The 18,408-nt window shown below is 69.3% G+C and carries 16 protein-coding genes; 1 reads left to right on the forward strand and 15 read right to left on the reverse strand.

Annotated features, from left to right (window positions below; genetic code table 11):
* Position 1: 1 nt before the first annotated feature.
* From GR702_RS06950 to GR702_RS06985, 8 genes are read right to left on the reverse strand one after another with little or no spacing between them, the layout of a single operon-like run.
* Entirely contained in the window at positions 2-2,197 is a 2,196-nt protein-coding gene (locus tag GR702_RS06950; protein ID WP_160985252.1) for a hypothetical protein, read from the reverse strand.
* A gap of 33 nt (positions 2,198-2,230) precedes the next feature.
* Positions 2,231-2,656 carry a hypothetical protein gene (locus tag GR702_RS06955; RefSeq protein WP_160985253.1) on the reverse strand — a complete coding sequence of 142 codons (426 nt, stop codon included), beginning with the start codon at positions 2,654-2,656 and terminating at the stop codon, positions 2,231-2,233.
* A 13-nt stretch (positions 2,657-2,669) separates the two neighbouring features.
* On the reverse strand, positions 2,670-3,998 hold the full coding sequence (locus GR702_RS06960; RefSeq protein ID WP_160985254.1) for a FliI/YscN family ATPase: 1,329 nt from the start codon (positions 3,996-3,998) through the stop codon (positions 2,670-2,672).
* A 38-nt stretch (positions 3,999-4,036) separates the two neighbouring features.
* The gene (locus tag GR702_RS06965; RefSeq protein ID WP_160985255.1) at positions 4,037-4,690 is read right to left on the reverse strand and encodes a FliH/SctL family protein; all 654 of its coding nucleotides are present in this window, start codon (positions 4,688-4,690) and stop codon (positions 4,037-4,039) included.
* Positions 4,683-5,705 (reverse strand): flagellar motor switch protein FliG, encoded by a 1,023-nt coding sequence (fliG, locus tag GR702_RS06970; protein ID WP_160985256.1) that lies wholly within the window; start codon positions 5,703-5,705, stop codon positions 4,683-4,685. Before fliG ends, GR702_RS06965 begins: the two co-directional genes overlap by 8 nt.
* 3 nt (positions 5,706-5,708) lie before the next feature.
* The gene (fliF, locus tag GR702_RS06975; RefSeq protein ID WP_160985257.1) at positions 5,709-7,409 is read right to left on the reverse strand and encodes a flagellar basal-body MS-ring/collar protein FliF; all 1,701 of its coding nucleotides are present in this window, start codon (positions 7,407-7,409) and stop codon (positions 5,709-5,711) included.
* A 5-nt stretch (positions 7,410-7,414) separates the two neighbouring features.
* Positions 7,415-7,798 (reverse strand): flagellar hook-basal body complex protein FliE, encoded by a 384-nt coding sequence (gene fliE / locus GR702_RS06980; RefSeq protein ID WP_160985258.1) that lies wholly within the window; start codon positions 7,796-7,798, stop codon positions 7,415-7,417.
* Positions 7,795-9,117 (reverse strand): sigma-54 interaction domain-containing protein, encoded by a 1,323-nt coding sequence (locus tag GR702_RS06985; protein WP_160985259.1) that lies wholly within the window; start codon positions 9,115-9,117, stop codon positions 7,795-7,797. The genes fliE and GR702_RS06985 overlap by 4 nt, the downstream gene beginning before the upstream one ends.
* Positions 9,118-9,437: 320 nt before the next feature.
* On the opposite strand from GR702_RS06985, the gene GR702_RS06990 reads away from it, so the two are divergent.
* The gene (locus GR702_RS06990) at positions 9,438-10,262 is read left to right on the forward strand and encodes a flagellin N-terminal helical domain-containing protein (RefSeq protein ID WP_160985260.1); all 825 of its coding nucleotides are present in this window, start codon (positions 9,438-9,440) and stop codon (positions 10,260-10,262) included.
* A 409-nt stretch (positions 10,263-10,671) separates the two neighbouring features.
* On the opposite strand, the gene GR702_RS06995 is transcribed toward GR702_RS06990, so the two are convergent.
* From GR702_RS06995 to GR702_RS07025, 7 genes are all read right to left on the reverse strand, one after another.
* The gene (locus GR702_RS06995) at positions 10,672-12,306 is read right to left on the reverse strand and encodes a hypothetical protein (RefSeq protein ID WP_160985261.1); all 1,635 of its coding nucleotides are present in this window, start codon (positions 12,304-12,306) and stop codon (positions 10,672-10,674) included.
* Positions 12,307-12,507: 201 nt separating this feature from the next.
* Positions 12,508-13,329: a flagellar motor protein MotB gene (locus tag GR702_RS07000; RefSeq protein WP_160985262.1), complete on the reverse strand. Its 822-nt coding sequence runs from the start codon at positions 13,327-13,329 to the stop codon at positions 12,508-12,510.
* A 15-nt stretch (positions 13,330-13,344) separates the two neighbouring features.
* On the reverse strand, positions 13,345-14,208 hold the full coding sequence (gene motA / locus GR702_RS07005) for a flagellar motor stator protein MotA (RefSeq protein WP_160985263.1): 864 nt from the start codon (positions 14,206-14,208) through the stop codon (positions 13,345-13,347).
* A 254-nt stretch (positions 14,209-14,462) separates the two neighbouring features.
* The gene (locus GR702_RS07010) at positions 14,463-15,389 is read right to left on the reverse strand and encodes a flagellin N-terminal helical domain-containing protein (protein WP_160985264.1); all 927 of its coding nucleotides are present in this window, start codon (positions 15,387-15,389) and stop codon (positions 14,463-14,465) included.
* A gap of 7 nt (positions 15,390-15,396) precedes the next feature.
* Positions 15,397-16,734 carry a flagellar hook-associated protein FlgK gene (gene flgK, locus GR702_RS07015; RefSeq protein ID WP_160985265.1) on the reverse strand — a complete coding sequence of 446 codons (1,338 nt, stop codon included), beginning with the start codon at positions 16,732-16,734 and terminating at the stop codon, positions 15,397-15,399.
* A 234-nt stretch (positions 16,735-16,968) separates the two neighbouring features.
* Positions 16,969-17,319 (reverse strand): rod-binding protein, encoded by a 351-nt coding sequence (locus tag GR702_RS07020; protein ID WP_160985266.1) that lies wholly within the window; start codon positions 17,317-17,319, stop codon positions 16,969-16,971.
* Positions 17,316-18,401 (reverse strand): flagellar basal body P-ring protein FlgI, encoded by a 1,086-nt coding sequence (locus GR702_RS07025; RefSeq protein WP_160985462.1) that lies wholly within the window; start codon positions 18,399-18,401, stop codon positions 17,316-17,318. Before GR702_RS07025 ends, GR702_RS07020 begins: the two co-directional genes overlap by 4 nt.
* Between the last annotated feature and the right edge of the window lie 7 nt (positions 18,402-18,408).

Consider the following 18,408-nt stretch of genomic DNA (forward strand, 5'->3'; position numbering starts at 1 on the left):
ATCAGGCGTAGACGCCGCTGCCCTGGCGCTGCCCGTCGCGGCCGCGCGACGAAGTGCCGGACTGCTGCTGCTGGTCATGCCGACCGGCAAAGCCGCCGCCCTCGCGCCGCGACTGCTGACCCGAGGCGTCGGCGCGGGCCTGCTGCTGGGCCTGGCCGCCGCTCGCAAAGCTTGCCGCCCCGCCATTGCCCTGCGCGGAAGCCGGGTTCTGCCCGGCGCCGTTCTGCTGCGAAGATTGTCCGTCCTGCCGGGGCTGGTCGTTGCCGTTCGCACCGTTTCCGGCCATCGTCGCCGCAGCGGCCTGCACTGCGCCGGTGAACTCGGGATCGGGACTGGCCATGGTCACCGACAGGCCCATGTCCGTCTGATCGAACTGCATCGAGACACGCCCGAACTCGGCATGGTTCATCGCGGTGCGCACGATGTGCGGCGATGCTGCTTCGCGTGCCTCGGCCAGACGGGAGACAAGCGTGTCGAAATCCTGCGGGGTCTCGGTCGGAGAGCTGGCAAGCGTGCTCGCCGCCTCAGGTGCCGCAGGGGCGGGGACGATACCTTCGGCAGACACCACCGGCTGCGGCACCGGGGCGATGCCTGGTTGGCCTGCGAAGTGGGCGGCAGGAGCTTGCGAGCCCTCCCGCGCGTCCCTGGAGCGCGGCTCCACCGACACGGCAGGCGCCGACGGCACGGCCCTAACCGGCGAATCTTCGGAACGGGGTTCGCTGGGGAGTGATGCGGCAGCCATCTCGGGCGCCTTCACGAAAGGCGCGGCAGCAGCGGCGGTGCCCTGCGGTATCGCGGCAGGACCGGGGGTGTTTCGCGCATCACGGCTGGGCGAGGCGGGGGCCGCGCTCTGCGCCGCGGAGGGCACGGCGTCCGGGGTCACTGGCAGCGGCGCGTGCGACGAGGGCGCTGCCGGGCGCGGGTGAACTGCCACAGCGGCTTCGGCCGGAGCGTCGACAAAGGCTGGCAGGGCAGCTTCGGCAGGTACGGGAGCGGCTTTCGCGGTGAATGGCACGATGGGCGCGGGAGACTCAGCAACGTGCGGCACGGCGGCCACGGCGGTCATGACCTGCGGCACCACCGTTGCGGCGTTTTCCGGTGACGCCTGCTTCATCGGTGCCGCTGCCTTCGCGACGAAGGCGGTGTTTGCCGGAGCCGTCATCGCCAAGGGCATTGCAGGCGCCGAGGCGACAGGCATCGCCACGACCTCGATAGGCTCGAAGCGGACGGCGCTGACGCTCGCCGCAGGGGCCGGACGGACCGGCGCTGAACCTGGGATGGCTCCGGGCGCGGCGGGAGCCTGTGAAACCTGCCTGGTCGCAGGGCCGACGACGGGCGATCCCGCCTCGCGCGGCGGCACGGGAACGGCCGGTCGGCCCGAAGAACCGGAGCGTTCCGGGGCGGCAGGCGGCGGCGCGTCGTTCGAAAGGATCGCCGAAGGAACGAACACAGGCCGGGTGATCGCCGCCGCCTGCATCGCCGCGACCGGGGCATCGTCGCTGGCAGGCAATTGGACAGGGGCAGGGATCACGGCGGAAGCGTCGCTGGACGGAGTTTCGGCGGCCGGGCGGGAACGGATGGGGCTGTCGCCCTCAGCTTCTTCCGGGGCGGCAGGAGACGGCAAGATGTTGCCGCCTCCTTTGCCGCTCTTGCCAGGCGAGGGTATGGCCTCGACGGGGGCGGCAGGCGATCTGGAGAGGTCCTTGCCTTCCGGTTGCGGCGCGCTCGCAAGCGGGGCAGGAGCGGGCGCCATCGGAGCAGGGGCCATCGGAACCGCCGCCATCGCAGCGGGGGCCGTGACAAGGGTGGAGGAGCCGGGCACCGGCGGGATCGCTGCGGGTCCGACGGGACGGGCCTCAGCCACCGTTATCGCCCGGACCTTCGCAGCCCCGTCAAGACGGGCTCCTGCCGCTGCTTCGGGCAAGGGGCTTGCCGCCGCGCCGGCCTGAAGGACCAGCGCCGCCAGCCCGTCCTGCGCGCCCCTGACCGCGTCCGGCAGCGATGCAGCGGCGACGTTCGTCGCAAGAGGCATCGCTCCTGCCTGCGCGAAGAGGTCCGGCCTTGCGGGTGCGGGTTGGGGCATACCAAGGATCGCGGCGAAGTCGGTTCCGGCAGGGCCAGGCACGGCCATGGACGCGGCGCTCCCGGCAACGGGAGAAACGCCGGCGTTGAGCGTCGGGGCAGTGGTCTGGATCATGCGGGAGCCTGTCCTGTTGGCGTGTGTCCGGTTCTATTCAAGTTCCGTGCCACTCGTTCTGCGGCCGGTCAGCGCGGGCGGCTGCGACTTGGCGGCGATGCGCCGGGCCTGAACATCGGCCCGCTCCTCGATCGCGGCGCGGCGGCGTTCGGCTTCGACCAGGGCCTGCTGCTTGGCGTCGGCGATGGCCTGCGCGCGCAGCGCATCGCCGTCCGTGGTCCGGCTGAGGGACTGCAGCCCGCCCACGAAGCGGCTATTGTGGTGCAGCGCGGCCCCGTCCGCGGCGTCGCGCCGGGCAGCATAGCCGGCGGCGAGATTGCGCGTGCGGTCGGACAGCGAGCGAAGCTGCGCCAGAGTGCTCTCCGCCTGCGCGGCCTCGGTCGCGGCGGTCTGCTTGGCGATGGCGCGCAGCTTCTCGAGGCGGTTCAGGCGAGCCAGCTTCTTCCTGTCGGCGCTCACGGCATCGTCTCCCTCATCCCAGCAGCGCGGCAAGCTGGGCGGCGCTGGAATCGAGGCTCACCACCTCCCCCTGCGGCTGGCTGAGGAAGCCGGTGAGCGCGCCGTGCATGGCGATGGCGCGGTCGAGCTGCGGGTCCGCTCCCGATCGATAGGCGCCCATCAGCACGAGGTCGCGGTTGGCCTCGTAGCTGGCGGTCAGCGCGCGGAAGGTGCGGGCGAGCTGCTGGTGGGCGGGGCTGACGATGTCGTTCATCACGCGGCTGAGCGAGGCGGCGATGTCGATCGCCGGATACTGGCCGCGCTGTGCCAGTTCGCGCGAGAGGACGATGTGTCCATCGAGGATGGAGCGGGCGGTATCCACCACCGGATCGTCCTGGTTGTCGCCGTCCGCCAGCACGGTGTAGAGCCCGGTGATCGAACCGCCGCTCGCGGCCGAGTTGCCCGCGCGCTCCACCAGCTTGGTGATCGTGGCGAGCGCCGAAGGCGGATAGCCGCGCGCGGCGCCGGGCTCGCCCAGCAGCAGGCCGATCTCGCGCCCGGCATGGGCCACGCGGGTGAGACTGTCGAGGATCAGGAGCACGCGCTTGCCGGCCGAGCGGAAGTGCTCGGCCATTGATGTGGCCAGCATCGCACCGCGCAGGCGCAGGTTGGGCGCATGGTCGGCAGGCACCGCGACGACGACGGTCTTGTCCTTTTTCGCATCGTGCATGTGCCGCTTGACGAAGTCGGACACCTCGCGCGCGCGTTCGCCGATCAGTCCCACCACCACCACGTCCGCACTGGCGCCGCGGGCGATCATGTCGATGAGGACCGACTTGCCGACGCCCGAGCCTGCCATCACGCCGATCCGCTGGCCGATGCCGAACGTCGTCATCGCGTTGAGCGCGCGCACGCCGGTGTCGAAAGGCAGGCGCACCGGGCTGCGATCAAGGGCGGAAGTGCGCACGCCTCCTGCCGGCCACTCCTGACGCGTGTGGATCGGGAGCCCGCCGTCGATCGGCAATCCTTCGCCGTCCACGGCGCGGCCGAGGAACGCCTCGCCCACCGGCAGCATCCCCGGCCTGCCCTCGGGCACGACGCGGGCTCCGGGGCGCAGGAGGATGGTATCGCCAAGGAGCATCATCATCGTGCGGCCGTTGCGAAAGCCGATCACTTCGGCGGGGAACGTCCTGTCGCGCCCGTTCGCCACACGGCACATGGCGCCCACCGGCACGGAAAGGCCGCTGACTTCCAGCAGCCCGCCATCGCATGCGGTCACGGTGCCGAAACGGCGCGGCGAAAGGTCCACCGGCTCGGCCCCCAAATCGGCGAGGATCGCGGCGTAGGGTCTGGCGTGGCTCATCCTTCGCGGTTCTCCCGTCCTGCCCTCAGGTCGTGCCCTCAGCTTTCGTGAAGGGCCTCGGCGATGGCGAGGCGCCAGCTTGCAGGGCCGTCCTCCACTCCGCCCATCGCGCTCTCGGCCCGCACCGTGCCGCGCTCCAGCGAAGCGTCGGGCACCACTTTCCATTCGGCCAGCAGACGCTCGGAGACGAGGCCGAGATCCTCGGGATGAAGGCGCAGCACCCGCTCGTCCTCGGCCCGCGCGAGCATCGCTGCCGCCCGTTCGATACGGACGGCGAGCGCCGCCGCGTCAAGCGCGAGGGGTGCCAGCGCCGCCTCGCAGAGCGCCGCCACGGTATCGCGCAGCCGCAGGCGCAGGTCCTCTTCCATCACCGCGTCGAGTCGGGCGAACGACAGCGCGAGCGCCCCGCGCGCCGCTTCTGTGGCGGCGGCGCGCGCTTCGGCTTCCTCCAGCGCCTGTGCATGGCCCTCGGCAAATCCGCGGGCATAAGCGTCGGCGGCGGGATCGGGCGCGTGGGTCTCGACGATCGCGAGTTCATGGTGCGCCGCGACCATGCCGCCTGGCCCGCCGAAGCGTGCGCTGGGGCGAAAGCCGCCCGGCTGCCCCAGCGCCTCGACCAGCGATACGCGCGAACGCACCGTGCTCGCGCCGGACTGGGGAGGCTGGGTGAAGGCGAAGCCAAGGTCAGACATAATCGTCGTCTCCCGCGCCGAACGCGATGGTTCCGTCGGCGGCGAGCTTGCGGGCCACCGCGACAACTTCCTTCTGGGCGTTGACCACGTCGGCCAGCTTGACCCGGCCGCGTGCGGCGATCTCGTCGCGCACGCCGTCGGCGGCACGGCTCGACATGGCGCGGAAGAAGACCTCCCGCTCTTCCTCGGAAATGCCCTTCAGGGCATCGATCAGCGTCTCGTTGGCGACATCGCGCAGCAATGCGCCCATCGACTGCGGGTCCAGCACGAAGAGGTGCTCGAACTTGAACATCTCCTCCTCGATGCGGCGGGCGAGCAGCTTGTCGCGCCGGGTGAGAGCGCCCATGACGTGCTTCTCGACGACCTTGCCGACGCTGTTGATGATTTCCGCCGCCTCGCGCGCGCCGCCCATTTGCAGCGGGCGCTGGCCATGGGTTTCGGTTATGCGGCGCGAAAGCAGCTCTTCCAGCATCTCGATCGCCTGCGGAGACACCGGCCCCAGCGTGGCGATCCTGTGCACGACCTCGGGCTGGACCTGCGGGGGCAGGGCGTGGAGCACGGCGGCGGCGACTTCGGGATCGAGCTGGATCAGCAGCACGGCGATCGCCTGCGGATGCTCTCCCTTGAGCAGCGGGGCGAGCGCGTCGGGCGTCAGCCAGCGTGCCAGTTCCAGCGGCGAGGTCTGCGTGGCGGCAGGGGTGATCCGCCGCATCAGGCTGTCGGCCTTCACCTCGCCCACCGCGCGGCTCATCATCGCGTGGACCTGCGCGACCCGCCCGCCGCCGGGGCCTGCCGGCGCGACAAGGCCAATCCGCTCGGTCTTGGCCACGAAGCCGGCGATGGCCTGCGCGATCACGTCGGGCCCGATCTCGCCCAGCGCCACCATTTTCTCGCCGAGGATACGCAGCTCCTGCGGATCGAGCGCGCCGAGGATCTCGGCGGTCTGTTCGTCGTCGAGAAGCATCATCATGACGGCGGCGCTGTCGGCAGGCTGCAGGGGAGCTAGCTCGGACATGAATCAGGCGGCCTTGGAAGGAGCTTCGGGCGCAGGATCGGCGAGCATCTGGCGAAGGACGTGGACGGCATTCTCGGGCCGCTCGGCGACGAGGCGCTGCGCGAGGCCGAGCTGGCGGGCCAGCAGGTCCGCGCGGCTCACTTCCACCGCTACGCCTTCCGTCGCCGGAAGCGCGGTGAGGTTCGCCCGGGCAGGCAGCGCTGCGATATCTTCATCCTCGCCCTCCGCCTCGAGTGCGGAGCCCTTCTTGCCCTTGCGCGGCGCTTTGTCGCCGCGCATCGCCTTCAGCACCGGGCGCACGCCCAGCAGCAGGACGAGCAGCACCGCCAGCACGGCCGCGCCGTTGCGCACGACCATCGCGAACCACGGGGTCTCGTAGAACGGCGTCTCCTCGACCGCGACGGGCTCGAAGCTGCGGGCGACGATCTTCACCACGTCGCCGCGTTGCGGGTTGGCCCCCACGGCGGCGCTGACAAGCGCCTCGAGGTCCGCAAGATCCTTGGCCTTGGCGCCCTTCATCGCCTCCTTGCTGATGGCGACCGCCACGGTCAGCCGCTTGATCCCGCCCGGGCCCGTCTCCGATACGGACACCTGGCGGCCCAGTTCGTATGTCTTGCTGGTCGAGCTTTCGCCATTGGTCGGCGCGGGCGCAGCGCCGGGCGCAGCAGCGGCCGTGCCCTGCGGCGGACCGGCAGTGGCTTGTGTCGCGGGAGGCGGCGTGTTGGAAAGCACGCCCGGAACGCCGCCCGCCTGGCCGGGACCGGTGGTCTGCGACTGCTGCAGGGTCTCGGCGCGCACCACGCCGTCCTTGTCGTAGCTTTCGCGCGCGGAAGTCACCTGGTCCATGTCGAGCTGGACCTGCGTCTCGGTGGTGAAGTTGCCGTCGCCCAGCATGGGGGTAAGGAGCTGCGAGACCTGCTCGCGCAGCTTCGTCTCCAGACGGGACTGCATGTCGAGCCGGTCGCTTTCGGCGTCCTGGCCTTCGGACAGGAGGCGGCCGTGCTGGTCGACCACGCGCACCGCGTCGGGAGAGAGGCCGGGCACCGAAGCGGCGACGAGGTTGAGGATCGCGGAGACCTGCCCGTCGCTCAGCTGGCGACCCGACTTGAGGCGCACCATGACCGAGGCGGTGGGCGCCACGTTGTCACGCACGAAGACGGACTTTTCGCCCTCTGCAAGGTGGACGCGCACGGATTCGACGCCGTCGATCTGGCCGATCGTCATCTGCAGGTCGTGCTCGCGCGCCGAGCGCATGCGTTCGCCTTCCAGCGTGCGGCTCGCGCCCATCGGCAGCTTGTCCAGCATCTGGTCGCCGGTCTCGGGCGAGGCCAGCGCGCCGTCCGCGGCGACGAGCATGCGCGCCTTGTAGAAATCGCCCTCGGCAACGGTCAGTGCGCCGGTCTGGTTGTCGATCGCATAGTCGATCTGGGCGCCGTCCAGCGCTTCCACGACGCTGGCGCGCTCGCTGTCGTCGAGCTGCGCGTAGAGCACGCGCTGGGGCGAAGGCGCCATCAGGCTCCATGTCAGCGCGGCGCCGCCGATGGCGGACAGGCCGATGAAGATCGGCAGCATCCGCTTCACGGCGGGCTGCGCCGTGAAGGCGGAAAGGCGCGTCAGCACGCTGCCGCCGGAAGGGTCGGCAAGGCCTGAGAAGAGGGAGGCGGGCGCAGGCGTGGCGGCGGCCGCGGGAACGAGGTCGGCCATCTAGATCAGACTCCCATCCGCATGATGTCCTGGTAGGCGGACAACAGCTTGTTGCGCACCTGCAGGGTGGCTTCGAAGGCGACGCCCGCTTCCTGGCGGGCCAGCATCACCTTGGCGACGTCGGTGACTTCGCCCTTCTCGTAGGCGACCGAGAGATCCTCCGACCGCTTCTGCACCGCGTTCACTCCGTCGAGCGCGTTCTGCAGCGCCGAAGTGAAGCCATCGGCGGGCGCGTGGTTGGCGGTCACCCCGCCGTTCTGCGAAGCGGCCTGTGCGGTGTGGATCTCGCGCAGGAGGTCGTTGCGCGAGATGATCTGCTGGCGCAGCTGCAGGATCTGCTGGATGCCGCCGCCAGCGCCCATGCCGCCGATCGAGGGAAGGCTGCTCATCGGCCGCCTCCGGTTGCGGAGAAGCCGGGAGCGGTGCGGCCGATCTCGATGCCGGCCTCGCGCATGGAGGCGAGCCTGTAGCGCAGCGTGCGCTCCGAGATGCCGAGTTCGCGGGCAGCGCGCAGGCGGTTGCCGCCGCATGCCTCCAGCGTCTCCATGATGGCGCGCGCTTCCGAGTTCTGGACGATGCTCGAGAGCTTGCGGTCGCTGTCGATCGCTTCCACCCGGGCCGGCGAGGCGAGTTCGAGGCCGCCGATCGCCGGCGCGGTGACAAGGCGGGCAGGGCTGTCGAACACGATGTGTTCGGGCGCGATCTGCCGCGCCCCGTGCGAGAGGAGCAGGGCGCGCCGCACGACGTTCTCCAGCTCGCGCACGTTGCCCGGCCACGAATGAAGCCGCAGCATGGCGAGCGCGCCTTCGGTGAAGCAGGGCACCACGCCGCTGGCCGCGCCCATGTGCCCGGCGTGACGCAGGGCCATGGCGAAGGCGAGCGGTGCGATGTCGTCGGCCCGTTCGCGCAGGGGGCGAAGCTCGAGGGGGAAGACGTTGAGGCGGTAGTACAGGTCGGCGCGGAAGCGGCCCTGGGCGACTTCGGTCGGCAGGTCGCGGTTGGCGCAGGCGATCACGCGCACGTCCACCTTGATCGCGCGGGTGGAGCCGATCGGCACCACTTCCTGCTCCTGAAGCGCGCGCAGCAGCTTGGCCTGGAGCGAAAGCGGCAGTTCGGCGATCTCGTCGAGCAGCAGGGTGCCGCCGTCAGCGGCGCGCATGAAGCCTTCGCTCGCCGCCGTCGCGCCGGTGAACGCGCCCTTCTGGTGGCCGAACAGCATGGCCTCCAGCATGGTCTCGGGCATGGCGGCGCAGTTGACGGCGATGAACGGACCGTCGCGGCGGGCCGAACGGGTGTGGATGAAGCGGCTGAGCACTTCCTTGCCGGTGCCGGTCGGACCGTTGATGAGCACGGGGATGTCGCTGGCGGCAAGGCGCTCCGCCAACGCGAAAACCGAAAGGCTCTCCGGGTCGACGGCGATCGGGTCCTCGGGACCGGCCATCGCCGCGAGCAGCATGGCAAGCGCGGTTTCGCCGACCGGATCGGCGTAGGTCATCGTCGCCTGCGAGGCACCTTCGCGCGCCAGCGCGGGCGCCGTCCCGCGCGAAAGGCGCACGGTGCGGGTGCGGGGGCGCGGGGCCGAGCGGTCAGCCACGTCCCGAAAATCGATTGCAGCGGCGTCAAAAAGAGAAGCCGAGATCGCGGCGGCGCGCTGAAGCAGCGGGCCGTGGAGGCGAGCTGTTTCGGCAGTGATTTCCAGTGCGGCCATGACGCTCAATTCCCTTGGAATTAACCAGTTCCTTGAGGTCGCTTATGCGTGGTTAACGACAAAAAGAGCGGTAATTTAAGGCCGCGTAGATGCCCCTATTCGGCAAGTTTCTGCAGGGCTGCGGACGGTCGATCCGGACGGGACGCTCAGAGCCGTTTTCACGAGCAGTGCCCGGTCGCCGCGCGCTCATTTTTCAGATGGTTTCGACAGAGGGCTTAAAGTTCCCGGCGACTTGCCGGTCTAGTGGCTGGCAGCGGACTGGATGGCTTCATCGGCCCGCACCTTCGGGACAACTTTCGGGACTACACGGGAAAACTTTCATGTCTGTCATCAACACCAACATCAGCGCGATTCGCGCCTCCAACGCTTCGAACTCGGCCAACAAGATGCTCGGCACCGCGATGGAGCGCCTGTCGACCGGCAAGCGCATCAACTCGGCCAAGGACGATGCCGCGGGCCTCGCCATCTCCACCTCTATGACCTCGCAGATCCGCGGCATGAGCCAGGGCATCCGCAACGCCAACGACGGCATCTCGCTTGCCCAGACCGCCGAGGGCTCGCTCTCGGAAGTCAGCAACATGCTCCAGCGCGTCCGCGAACTGGCGATCCAGTCGGCGTCCGGCACCTACCAGTCGTCCGACCGCGCCGCGATGCAGCAGGAAGTGACCGCGCTCACCTCGCAGATCAGCGACTCGCTGACCCAGACCAAATTCAACGGCAACACCCTGCTCTCAACCACTTCGGGTTCGGATCTTACGTTCAATATCCAGACCGGCGCGAACTCGGGCGAGAAGGTCACGCTTACGTCCAAGGCGATCGATGGCGCCAACCTCAACGCCTCGGCGCTTGACGTGACCGACGCCACCAAGGCCGCCACCACGCTGACCAAGGTCGACGCCGCGCTCAAGGACGTGAACGCCACCCGCGCCTCGCTCGGCGCCGGCCAGAACCGCCTCGAATCGGCGATCAACAACCTGACCAACAACGTCACCAACCTGTCGGACGCACGCAGCCGCATCGAGGACGCTGACTATTCGGCCGAGACCACGCAGATGGCCAAGGCGCAGATCCTGAGCCAGGCCTCGACCGCCATGCTCGCGCAGGCCAACCAGAGCCAGCAGAACGTCCTGTCGCTGCTGCGCTAAGCACCCGACTTCGCGTCGCCGCGCCCTCCTTCTCGCGGCGAACCGATGAGGCCTCCCGTCCCCCCGGAGGGCCAGCCCGGCGGTCAGCCCCTGACCGCCGGGCGTTTCGGTTTCCGCAGGGCACGACGCAAGTTGATGAAGTGAATGGGCGGCGGAGCGCTTCCTTAGAGCCCTCGCCCCGGCATTTCGCCACCAGGTGAAGGGCGGCGCGAGGCTATCAGGAAGCCGCGGCCTGGAAAATCGACGGAGCGTTTGCACCCGCGTCGAGATGGCCCAGTTCGATCAGTTATGCAGGTCGTGCCTGCTCCAGAGCCACGGGCCGGTCAGCCGTCCAGCCTCCCCTCTGTTCGACCGCGTACCGGGCGGCCGGGACATCGGCTTGGTGCTCGATGGCCCTGAACCCCATGCCTCAGGCCTCCTTGTAGTAGAACGACCCCAGTCCCTCCACCACCGCCTTTGCGTCGAGCGCGCGGGTGTCCCCTCCGGCTTCCGGGAGAAAGCGGACCACCAGGTCGGTCTTGTAGCCGGTGGGGACGGAGCTGATGGTGGTGCCGTACTGCGTGCTTGTCATCGTGCGCGCATAATCGTGGCGCGAGACGATGACGAAGGCGGGCTTGCCGGCTTCGATCGCCATCTCGGCGGCGCGCAGCAGGGTCATCTCGCGCACGACGGCAGGGGCCGTGGTGTTACCGGTGAGGGAGACCTGGACCGATCCGTCCTCGCCCGGCTTGGCGGTGAAGCCATCGGTGTTGCGCACGCCATCGGCCAGCAGGGTGGTTCCCATCGAAAACGCCGCGCCGACCAGCGCGCCGAGCACGTCCGGCCGCGACCGCTTGTAGACAGAGTTCGTGCCCCGGGTCTCGGGCTCGATCATGGCGTGGTCGACCATGTGGTCGAACAGCGCCTTTCGCGCGGCGGTCTGGCGGTCAGCCGACATGTCGGTCTCCCCCGGCTGGGGAGCGGCAGGAAGGCCCTGGGCGGCGCGCAGGGCCTTGACGAGATCGGAAGTCACCGGATCCATCGGCAGCCTGGCGCCCTGAAGCCGGGCGAACGCATCGTCCCTGCGCCCCTCGAGCAATGCGATGCGCGCTTCCGTGCGCACTTCGTACGAGGCGACGATCTCCTCGAACGGCTTGAACATCGACGTCCGCGCCTCCGCGCTCACGAGGTTTTCGGTGCTTGCCGAAAGCTGCGCCAGGCGGGCCTTTGTCTCGGCGATCTGCCGCCTTGCACCCGCCGCGTCGCCGGTCGCCGCGCGGGCATAGCCCAGCATCATGCCGTTGGTGATCTGCGAACGCGCGGCGAGCAGGTCCTGGAGCCGCCCGCCCTGCGGAGCGGACCCTTCCGAAGTTCCAGCAGGGGTGACGGGTGCAGGCGCGGGCAGCGACAGCCGGGCCATCGATTTGAAATCGCCGGTGAAGCCCAGCACCGTCATCCGGTACTGCGCGAATTCGGGATCGAGGCGATCCGCAGCGGCAAAAGTGGCGCGCGCGCCTTCATCGTCCTGGCCATGGGTGAGCAGCAGGTGGGCGGCCACATGCTGCACTTCCATCGCATAAGGGCGCGCGGCCGCGCTCTCCCGCGCCAGGCGCAGCGCCTCGTCGCGGTTGCCCATCTGGTCGTACACGAGCGCGCGCAGCAGGTTCAGCGACACCGCCATGCTGCGCCGGTAGAGCGGGTCTCCCGACGAACCCATGGTCACCGCGCCGGCAAGGTCGAGGTCGGCCAGCGCTTCGGGCAGCTTGTCGGCCGCCAGCTGGGCGGAGGCACGGGCGCGTAGCAGGCGCGCGCGGCGCAGGTTCTGTGTGGGCAGAAGCTTTGGGTGCGACAGCGCAGCGGTGCACGCGGCGATCACCGAGGACGAGGATCCCGAGGCGTAGTCACCATAGCGGATCGTGTTCTGCGGCGAACTCAGCCCGTCGGCGGACTTGCCCGGCTTTCCGTTCCCGTCGCAGCCCGCGAAGATGTCGGTGTCCCCGGCCCGTGCAGGCGCGGCGCAGGCAAGAGCGAGAAGCAGCATGGCGCTGCCGGTCAGACGTTTCATTTATGTAATCCCCCCCGGGACTTGATGGATTCGGCCCCCGCCGAAGTCCTTCTTAGACCAGCGGTTCGGCAGCGCAGCAAGAGGGAAGTGTTGCGCAAGTATTGCGATGACGGGGGAAAACCTCGCGCTGTTTTGCAGGCGCCTGCGCTTTGGCATCCACCGCCCGTCCCTCCGCAGGGGAGGGACGGGCGCGGCGAGCGTTTAGTCCATCACCGTGATCGAGATGCGACGGTTGCGTGGGTCGTGCGGATCGGCGGGGATGAGGAGCTCCTTATCGGCCACGCCCTCGATGCGGCGGAAGCGGTCTTCGCCCACGCCGTCGCGCAGGAGCGCCTGGCGCGTGGCCTCGGCCCGGCCTGCCGAGAGCGACCAGTTGTTGCCCACCGTACCGGACTTGTAGGGCAGGGCGTCGGTGTGACCGCGCACGGTCAGGCCGCCGCCATCGCCCGACAGCGCCTGGCCAAGCGCGTCGACCAGCTCGGAAGCCTCGGGCGTCAGCACGGTGGTGCCCATGCGGAACATCGAAAAGTCGGCGTCGTCCACCAGGTCGATGCGCACGCCCTCGGTCGTGTCGACGAGCCGCACCTGCCGGGCAAGGCGGCGCAGGCGCTGGGTGGAGCGCAGCTTCGCCTCCACCTGCTGCTTGGCGCGCTGCGAGCGCTTGGCGCCTTCCTTGGGCCCGCCGGACGCGTCCTTGGGCACGGTGATCGCCTTGTTGCCGCTGCCTCCCGGGTGGGGCAGCTTGTCCTTGGCAGTGAGGGAGGTGCCGCCCAGCAGGCCGGTGCCCGAGCCCGAGCCGGACTTGCGGTTCTTGACGAGAGTGGGCGAGAAATAGTCGGCGATGCCCTTGCGCTGCTTCTCGGTGGTGGCGCCAAGGATCCACAGCAGCAGGAAGAAGGCCATCATGGCGGTCACGAAGTCCGCGTAGGCGACCTTCCACGCGCCGCCGTGGTGACCGCCGGCGACGACGGTGATCTTCTTGACGATGATCGGCCGGACCGGCTCGTCGGGCTTCTTGGCCACGTTCTCCGCCCTCCCTTACTTGCCGCGCATCGCGTCGAGGAGGTCGGAGAGGGTGGGGCGGAACGCATGGCCGAGGCCCGAGCGCGCCGATTCGACCACCAGTGGCTGCGGCCAGCCATGCAGGCTCGCGATCACCACCTGCTTCACGGCGTGGAAGATCTGCTCGTCCTGCTCCAGCACCTGCTTGAGGCGGCCGGCCATGGGCGCGACGATCCCGTAGGCGAGCATGACGCCCATGAACGTGCCGACCAGCGCCGAGCCGATCATGCCGCCAAGGATCGAGGGCGGCTTGTCGATCGAGCCCATCGTCTTCACCACGCCCAGCACGGCGGCGACGATGCCAAGCGCGGGCAGTGCGTCGGCCAGGCCCTGCAGCGCGTGCTGGGCCTCGTGCTCCTCGTGGAAGTGGGTCTTCATGGCGTTGTCCATCACGTCCTCGACCGCGTGGACTTCCAGCGTGCCCGAGGAGACGACGATCAGCGTCAGGGTGTCGGCGATGAGGTGGACCAGCGCGTCGTTCTTGAGCAGGCGCGGGAATTCGGCGAAGATCGCGGAGGATTTGGGATCGGAAACGTGGCTTTCCAGCGCGACCGGGCCATCCGAGCGCAGGATCTTCATCAGCCGGGTGGTCAGGATGATGACGTCGATGTGGTCCTGCTTGTTGTGCTTGGGGCCCTTGAAGACCTTTACCAGCCCGCCGCCCAGACCCTTCAGCTCGTGCATCGAGTTGCCGGTGACGATCGCGCCCAGCGCCGCGCCGCCGATGATGAGCATCTCGTGCGGGATCGCGTGCATCACCGGGCCCAGCGCGCCGCCGGTGAGGGCGAAGCCGCCGAAGACCATCACCAGCAGGATGACGACGCCGATGATTGCGAACATGAGGCAGGGTCCTTCGTGTGGAAGAGCGCGCGGGATCGCCCGGCCTTGCGGGCCGGCGCGGGATTCGCGCTTGTGTTCGACCAGCGCTCTACCGCGCAGTTGGTTAGTTCCGCTTTTTCCGCGCCTTAGGCACAAATGCGTGGGCGGTGGAGCGGTGGCCCCGGGGTGCCGGGTCGCGCGCGGGACGGGCGCCGCGACTCTCCGCCGATCCGGCGCGCGGCGTGTGTGAGGCGGAGAGGCGAGAAGCCTGCGGGTCAGCGCAGCTGGTCGAAGAGGTTGAGGTTGGCGAGCCTTGAAAAGCTGGCCTGGCTGGCGTCCAGCACCGTCAGCGTTTCCTGCAGGCGCATCATGGTGGAGGCGATGTCGGGCGCGCCGATCTCCGCCTCCTCGGCCGAGCGCAGTTCCGACAGGTCGATCCGGCGCTCGCCCGTCAGTTCGATCCAGGCGAGGCGGGTGCCCACCACGGTCTGGCCGGTCGAAAGCGTGTCGAGCCCGGTCTGCAGATCGGCCAGCGCGTCGGATGCTGCGGTGGTGACCCCGGCGGCCCCAGTCTTCAAGACGTCGGACAGGGCCTTCACCGTCGCCATGACGTCGGTGGCGGTGCCGTCCTTGCCGGTGAAGTTCAGGAACTGCGGCCCCGTGAGCGATCGGGTGACGCTCTGCCCTTCGCCCAGCGGCAGCTCTTCCGAACGTCCGGTGCCGACGTATGTCGCCTTGCCGGAAGCGTCGAGCTTATAGGCATCGCCCGTGCTTTCGCCGCCGAACAGCGCGTGGCCGTTCGAATCGCGCGCGTTGGAAAGCATCAGCAGGTTCGCGCCGATCTGGTCGAGTTCGGCGGCGATAGCCTTGCGCTGGTCGCCGGTGACGGTGGAGGATGCGGCCTGCGTCGCAAGTTCCCGTGCGCGGATGATCGCGTCGGCCATGTCGGACATGGCGGTGTCCGCCAGCGTCAGGTCGGCGTTGGCGCGGCTGGCATTGGCGGTGTCGATCTGCGAGAGCGTCTCGAGGCGGGAGAGCGAGCGCAGGCGTGAGGCGGCGACCGGATTGTCCGACGAGCGGGTCAGCTTGCTGCCGCTGCCGAGCTGCGACTGCAGGTCCTCCGCCTTCGAGCGCAGGTCCTTGATATCGAGGCGCGCCCTTTCGAAGAAAGCGCCCGTGCTGCTGGAACTGATCGTCGTCATGGCGGCCTCAGCGGATGGTCAGGATGGAATCGAAGATGTCGGATGCGATCTGCATCACCCGGGCGGAAGCCTGGTAGGCCTGCTGGAAGCGCACCAGGTTCACCGCCTCGTCATCAAGGTTGACGCCGGCCTGCGCCTGCAGCGCCACGCGCGCCGATCCCGCGATGGAGTCGAGCGCATCGCGCGTGACGGTGCGCCCTGCGACCGCGCTCGACACGGAGAACAGCAGCGCGTCCGCCGCACCGGCCGGATCGGCGGCCGCCAGAGCGGTGCGTATCGCGCCGAGGTTGCCCACGTCGCGGCTGCCTGCGGGCGAGCCGGCGGGCGCGGTGGCGACGGCGGCGCCGCTGCTCGCGACCATCTTCATGCTCGCTGCGTCGGTGCCTGCGAACAGCGGCTGGCCCGCGTTGCCCGCAAGGTCCACGCCCGTGGCCTGCGCCGTGTTGATGGTGGTGACGATGCCCGCCGCGATGGTGTCGAGATGCGTGCGCGCGCCGTGCAGTTCGACCAGCGCCTGCGCCTTGCCCGCGATCGCGCCAGAGCTCAGCGTGGTCGGCTGGCTGTTCACCGTGAAGGAGAGCGTGCCGTTCGCCGCCGTGCCCATCGCCAGCGTGTTCGCCGTCGCGCCCGAGACGAGCGCAGTGCCGGTCGGCCCGCCCAGCATCACCTTGACGGACTTGTCCGGGTTGATGGTGGTGGTGATGTCGGCGTGGTCGCTCAGCTGCTGGAGCAGACTGTCCCGCTGGTCGAGGAGGGCGCTCTGGTCGCTGGAGGTTTCCGAAGCGCGCATCAGGCGAAGGTTCACCCGGCCCAGTTCCTGCGCGATGCGGTTGACCTGGGTCACGCCGTCCTGCGCTTCGAACTGCAGGCCCCTTGCGGCCGCGTCGAGGCTTTGCGAGGCCGTGTTGAAGGTCTGCGCCATGGTGCGCCCGTCCTCCACCACTTTGGCGCGCAGCGACCCGTCGGTGGGATCGGACAGCAGCTGCTTGAGGCTACCCTCGAAGGCGACGACGGATTCGAAGACGCCGGTCTGTTCGAGCGCGGACTGGACGTTTTCCAGTCCCTGCACTTCGGCCGCGGCGCGCGCGGCATCCGAACCGGTGCGGCGCACCTCCGATTGGCGGAACGCATCGGCATTGCGCACGATGCCGGTAATGCGCGCGCCTGCAAGGTTGATCGCGGTGGGAGCGGCAAGGCTGGTGCCGCCCGAAACTTCCGCCACCGCCACGCTGCGGCGCACGTAACCTTCGGAAGAGGCATTGGCGATGTTGTTCGCCGTCACATCGAGCGCGCTGCGCGCCACGCGGGCGCCGGATCGTGCAATCGAGAGAAGGTCAGCGCCCATGTGTCAGCGTGGTCCGTTGCGTTTGTGCGGGTGTCGTTGGGTTAGAACGGCAGGGCGGCGGATGGTTGAAGGGCTGCACGGCTCGATTTCACGCAAGCCGGAGCCGGAGAGGAGGCGGAGGCGACTTGAAACTTGGCGACCTTGCGGAGGAAGGCGGCTTTGCCGCGAGCACGACATCTCTGCGTCTCTGCGTGAAACAAATCTTCTGCCCGTCTTCGCGCCTGCCCGTGTTGCTCACGAGCCAGGCTTCGGCGCGGCGGCAGCCTCGTCGGCCCCGCTGCCCGGGCTGTCCGGGACGAAGCGGGCCATCTGCTCTTCCAGCATCTTGGCGAGGCCGAGCACGCCGCTCTGCACGGTCACGTCGGCGAAGCGCTCGTCCTGGAGCTGGCGGAAGGTTTCCAGACCCTGCCCGCCCTCGATGTCGCCCGCACCGCCTTCGCCGCCGAAGCTGGTCTTGCGTGCGGCGGCGAGCATCTCGCGTACGAACAGGGCCTCGAACTGCTTGGCGACGACGTGCAGCTTCTCGCGGTCGGTGGCATCGGCCTTGGCCGCCATGCCCGCGACGGGAGGAAGGATCGTGCTCATATGACCACCATCTCGGCCTTCAGCGCACCCGCCTGCTTCAGCGCCTCAAGGATGGCGACGAGGTCGGAAGGCGTGACGCCCAGCATGTTGAGCGCGTCCACCACCTTGGACAGCGATGCGCCGCCCTTGAACAGCGCGACCGAGCGGTTCTCCTCCTCCACCGAGACGTTGGAGCGGTTCTCCGTCGCGGTACGGCCGTTGCTGAACGGCCCGGGCTGGACGACGCGGTCGTTCTCCTCGACGCGCACGGTCAGCTTGCCGTGGCTGATCGCGGCGGGGGAGAGGCGCACGGCCGAATTGATGACGACGGTGCCGGTGCGGCTGTTGACGATGACGCGCGCGGCGGTTTCCGCAGGCGAGACGTCGATCATCTCGATCGCGGCCATCATGCTGGCGCGGCTGTCCGCATCGCCGGGCAGGCGCAGGGCGAGCGTCACGCCGTCCTCGACCGAGGCGATGCCCGGGACCTTGGCGTTGATGGCATCGCGCACGCGGGCGGCGGTGAGGAAGTCGGCCTCGAACAGGTTCCAGCGCAGCATCTCGCCGGCATCGAAGCCGGTGGCGACCGCGCGTTCCACGCTCGCGCCCTCGGCGATGCGGCCGACGGTCGGGATGTTGACGGTGACCTTGGAGCCATCCTTGCCCGAGGCATCGAGCCCGCCGACTGCAAGATTGCCCTGCGCCATCGCATAGACCTGCCCGTCCGCGCCGTAGAGCGGGGTCAGGATCAGAGCGCCGCCGCGCAGCGACTTGGCCTTGCCGATGGTCGAGACGGTCACGTCGATGCGCTGCCCGGGCTTCGCGAAGGCGGGAAGGTCGGCGGTGATGACGACGGCGGCGGCGTTCTTGAGGCCGGGGGAAATGCCCGGCGGCAGCGTCAGGCCCATGCGGCCCGAGACGCCCTTCATCGCCTGCGTCAGGTATTCGAGATTGTCGTCGCCCGTGCCGGGAAGCCCCACGACGACGCCGTAGCCGGTCAGCTGGTTGGTGCGCACGCCCTGGAACTGGCCAAGGTCGCGCACACGCTCGGCATGGGCAGGCGCGGCAAGGATGGCAAGCATGCCCGCAAGTGCCACCGCCATGCGGCAC

Source organism: Novosphingobium silvae, from assembly GCF_009856825.1.
GTDB classification, from domain to species: domain Bacteria; phylum Pseudomonadota; class Alphaproteobacteria; order Sphingomonadales; family Sphingomonadaceae; genus Novosphingobium; species Novosphingobium silvae.